2 protein-coding genes and 1 pseudogene are annotated in these 4,757 nt (G+C 33.4%); all 3 read right to left on the bottom strand.

Annotated features, from left to right (window positions below):
- Positions 1-1,708: 1,708 nt before the first annotated feature.
- Positions 1,709-2,164, bottom strand: a pseudogene (locus ACFING_RS09240) (type ISP restriction/modification enzyme); the annotation flags it as partial.
- 583 nt (positions 2,165-2,747) lie between these two features.
- Positions 2,748-4,355 carry a YfjI family protein gene (locus tag ACFING_RS09245; RefSeq protein ID WP_375630626.1) on the bottom strand — a complete coding sequence of 536 codons (1,608 nt, stop codon included), beginning with the start codon at positions 4,353-4,355 and terminating at the stop codon, positions 2,748-2,750.
- Positions 4,356-4,367: 12 nt separating this feature from the next.
- A partial coding sequence (locus tag ACFING_RS09250) for a toprim domain-containing protein (RefSeq protein WP_375630628.1) occupies positions 4,368-4,757 on the bottom strand: 390 nt, incomplete at its 5' end.

Here is a 4,757-nt window from a genome sequence, read left to right on the forward strand (position 1 = left end):
ACATCATCAAAATCTCTTAAGGCTCTAATTCGAGTTAAGAAATGACCATCGATATATTCACAATCATCAATAAATTCGTATTTTTTTGCAGGCTCTTGTTGATTAACAAGCGCAGTTTCATTTGAAATAGAAGAGATAACGGGGGTGGTGTTTGAATTTGTCATTTTAAATTCTTTCTAATCATAAAAGGTTTCTATTGACCCCCTAATGGGCGTCGGGCGCTAGAAACACGGTGATTAGTCCGCTGTATGCTTTCCCCTTGAAAGGGTATTGTATGGCATAACCACACCCGACAAAATTCTCATATACTAACAAAAGCATAAAAGAAAGTCAGTATTTTAAAGGCATGGGAGAGGCTGTTTCGTAACCTATCCGCTAATCACTAAGTGTTTCTATCACTTGATTATTTATATAACAAAATACGTATTTATTGTCAAACAATATTTTATCTTTTTTGTATTTTTTTAAATACGTTGTGTATTGATAATATCTTATGCTTATTAATTGCTTCTTTTATATTTATGTGCTTTTAAAGCTATATTATAGGTTTTATGAAACGATTGCGTTATTTTCTGAATCTATACATTTATAATATTTAGAAACGCTCTCATAATGCGTATTTTAAACTTTATAACCTATCAATTTTGTCACTAAATGGCTTTTAAGATTTCTGTTAATTTCTTTAATAACACATTTTAGACTTAACAGCCTTTATAGGGACTGTCTTTATAACAAATGCTTTCATTTGCATTTTTGCTTTCTCTATAGCTGTTATGTTCTTTATAGCCATGGCATCATTTTTCAGTTTCATAAGAGAAATGATAAATAGGATATATGATAATTGTGATTTATAGACCATTATGAAAACACTTATGAAAACATCTCAATAGAAACTGATCATTATAGAGATGAGCAAAATCCCTTTTAATAAACTTTTGTCATTTTTGTCAGTTCTTTTTAGAACCTATATCATTTTTTTTAAATGAGAGAAAATTAAAATCATTATATTTCAATAAGTTAAGTTTTATGAATTTTTCAAAATACAACTTATTAAAACAGCCATAACAAATAAATACAACTGTAAATATATATTTGTCAGTTTATGTCAGTACATTGAATCGACAAAAGTGATCATTTAGTGAATGATTAAAACATGTCTTATGAGAGTATGTGATCTTTTAAAGCCTTTCAAAAGAAAGGGATTATAATCATAATAAATGCTATCAAGACCATTATGGTTATGAGTTTTGGAGGTGCTTTTTACGCCCCCCTTTACATATTTTTCAATAAAAAATAAAAGTCATTATATTTCAATATGTTATTTTTTATCAATTTTTCAAAAAACAACCTATATCAATAGTACAACCTATAAATTCAACTAATGCTCTATGTTTTGTAAGGGTTTTGGGGGGGTAGAAACATTCAAAACCTATAAGTAATATAAGAAAATGAATATACATAACCCTCTTTAAATAAAGCTTCTGATAACAATAAAGCTATCATTTTAGATTACGGTTTAATCTTTTAAAGGCAATGTAAATAAGAGTATCTAAAAGTGCAAGTTTCTTCTTTTTAAATAACGTATGATAAATTATCCTTTTAAAGATTGTATGTCAGCAATTTATAAAAGGGATATAAGAACCTATAGGTATAAAACCTTATACCCCTTATGAGTTTATCATACCCATTATGTGAGCATGCTTTTAAGTTATTCAGTTTCTCTTATTTCTAATTTTGGTAGGTTCTTAACAATTTTCATTGTCTCTAAACTTATGGTAATAACCCTCTGAAATAACTCTAGAGGGTAGGCAGGGTTGCCAATGGTTTCAACAGCATAACGATTGGCATCATTAACAATGCCACTCTTTTTATCAGTCTTAACACATTGACGCCCCATAACCCATTCAAGAGCGGATTTACCATTAACGATATACTCACAAGCGTCAAGAGGGATATCTGTTATTGTGATATTGTTATTATAAATAACAGTGGTTTTATCTTTCTCTTTACCTGCTTTTGCGAATTTCATTTCAGTCACGTAATAGAATTTTTCTGGATTAGAGATCTCTGTAACTTTTGGATTACCTTTTTTAAAGGTTACGGGATAAGGTTTTACAGTTTCATAATTCACGTGCAAATGATCCAGTTCACGCCCTGTTACAACAGAGTTCCGTTTTCGTATAAGGGGTTTAATTATCTTCAAAAGAATTAAAATGAAGCTTATTAAATCCATTTTGAACGAATTGAGAAAAAATGCAGAAAAATGCTAAAAAAGCCGATAATTTTTTCAAAAGAGTTTTTAAATGCTGTTTATCCGCAGTCCATGAGAGAGATCAGATCAGCAAAATAGTGAAATTTGCTGTTTATTTTATGGAAAAAGACAAATGAAGCATGTGCTTTTAAAATATCATAATGATTATTTTGATAGGTTTTATGAGTCACTAAAATAATCTAGTTTGTTAGTTCAATTTACAGACACAAACTGACAAATATATATTATTGATTGTATTTAAGGTTGTATTGTCGATATAGGTTGTATCGTTAAAATACTAACCTATTGAAATATAATGTTTTTAATTTTCTCTCATTTAAAAAAAATAATATAGGAGCTAGAATGAACTGACAAGACTGACAAAACTCTTCTGATAAGGTCCTCAGATCATTTGCTTTTGGAAAAAAGTTCCTTGATGAGAATGCCATAAAAAGAGTTTTGCGTGGTTGTCTTAAAGACTTCAAAAGAGATTTCTTTATTGTTTTATGCTGTTGTTTTTAACCAAAGGATTCCATTCATACCGTCTATCAGGACGCCGACCTAATTCATTCCCCTCTATAGGAAATTCACGAATATAGTTACAACGACATAAAAGCTCTAAAGCTTGCTTAACGGCTCCATTGTCTTTTAAAGATCTCCAACACCGTCTATAGATATCTCTTGCCGTAAAAACATTGGGTAAAAGATCACAGCGCTCTACAATTAATTTTGCACGCTCTGCTGTTAATGTATCATTCGCCGCATAAAGACGTTTTGCATGACTTATCAGATATTCTTCCCAATATAAGGCTCTCTCAAGGGCATCTCTATTGATTTCAAAACGCCCCCCTTCACTCAATTCAAAAATCAATGCAAGGGTTGGTATGGTTTTATTCATTTTCAAAAGATGCGCTTGTAAACTTGATGAGAAATGACCTCCTTTGATTGTTCTTTGAAAATTTTCCCACCATACACGAAACATTTCTTGAGCTTCAGCAGAAAAGCGTATGGTAATAGGGTGTTTTGGTGATCCTAATGGTTTATCATAAAGAGAACGAAAAATTCCTTGATAACTTTCCCATGCCTTTTGATTGGGAGGTCTATCAACCCATAACCGCTCTTTTCGTTCATCGGGCCACACCAGCATTTGAAACCGTTGCAATAAGCCGTCATTATTTGTTCCATGGTGCATTGCTTGAATAATGGGAATAATCCGTGAAGGTTGAATGCCCCCAATAATGGAAATGGTTGCATTGGGAATAAAAATGGTTCCCCGTCCTATACGGTCATAGGTGTATGATTTTTTGCCATTAAAAGCTGTTAGATAAAAAGAACGGTCTGATTGATATTCCTTCCGTTCCAAATCGGATAAAAAACCAGATAATTCATCACGAACCAACAATAAACCACGGGGGTTTTCTTTTAACAATTCCCCAAGCTTTTCGACGGTCACATCGTTGACAATAAGACGTCGTTTATTAAGCGTGTCATCTTCCTCACTTTCTTTATGTTCAAGAGATTGAGAAAGAAGAGCAAGGGCTTGTTCCTCGTCTTGATCTTTGAGTGCTTTGTAGGCTTGTTTTTTCTTTTCTCTTTTGTCTAATTCAATAAGAATATCTTTTGTTTCTTGCTGTTTTTTCTTCTTTAACCATTCTTGATGCCATTCCTCTTGAAAAACATCAAGAGGTGCTAAAGCAGCTTCCATGGTATCTGTTTTCATAGTTGAAGGTTCCCCCACAATGGCACCCCAGAGATTAGGAACAATTTTCCAATTGGCATGTTGTTTTGGAGAAACCCGCACGCCATTTCCAATGACAGCAGACAATCCACATAAAGCAGAAACAGCAACAAAATCGATAGAAGATTGTTGAATATCAGCAACGTCATAAACATAGTTTATTAATGGTGTTGGAAGCAGGAATATTTTAAAAGGCTCGACGGGTAAGAGAGCCGTAGCAATCGGTTGTAATTGCCCCCAACCATTTTGTTGCAAGGCTTGTTCATAAGAAATGGCTTTTAAACAAGTATTTTCGTTTAAAGAGACATTATCGTTATCATTGATGGGAGTATTTTCATTATTGTTTTGTAAATTACTATCTTTCATAGTTTCCCTCTTTTAAGAAAGTAATACGTTATTAAAATCAGTTCCTTTTGGAGCTTGCATCATAAAGACCTCAAAGCCTTGGCTATAAGCACGTGCAGCTAGGGTAAAACCTGCTTTACGACCCGCATCATCGCCGTCCATTGCAATGGTGAGACGCCCTTTTGTATGGGGTAAATTCACACGCATCATGCCACTGGTTGAAAGAGAAGCCCATAAATCAACGGGCTCTGATAACAACCCAGACAAAAGAGCCAGACCGGTTTCAATGCCCTCACAAATGACCAGATGTTTGGGATTGCCTTGACTTAAATGCACAGCACCACCTGTTACAGATCCCAACATGGCTTTTGCTGGTTTCTGATCTGTTTTGCAGCCATTGTCTTTTAAAAAGGTTCTATGAAT

The organism is Bartonella sp. AP150HLJHH, assembly GCF_042196385.1.
Taxonomy (GTDB): Bacteria; Pseudomonadota; Alphaproteobacteria; order Rhizobiales; family Rhizobiaceae; genus Bartonella.

Excerpts from the sequence above, each read along its gene's own strand:
- ACFING_RS09245 (WP_375630626.1), bottom strand. The coding sequence starts at position 4,355 with ATGAAAGATAGTAATTTACAAAACAATAATGAAAATACTCCCATCAAT.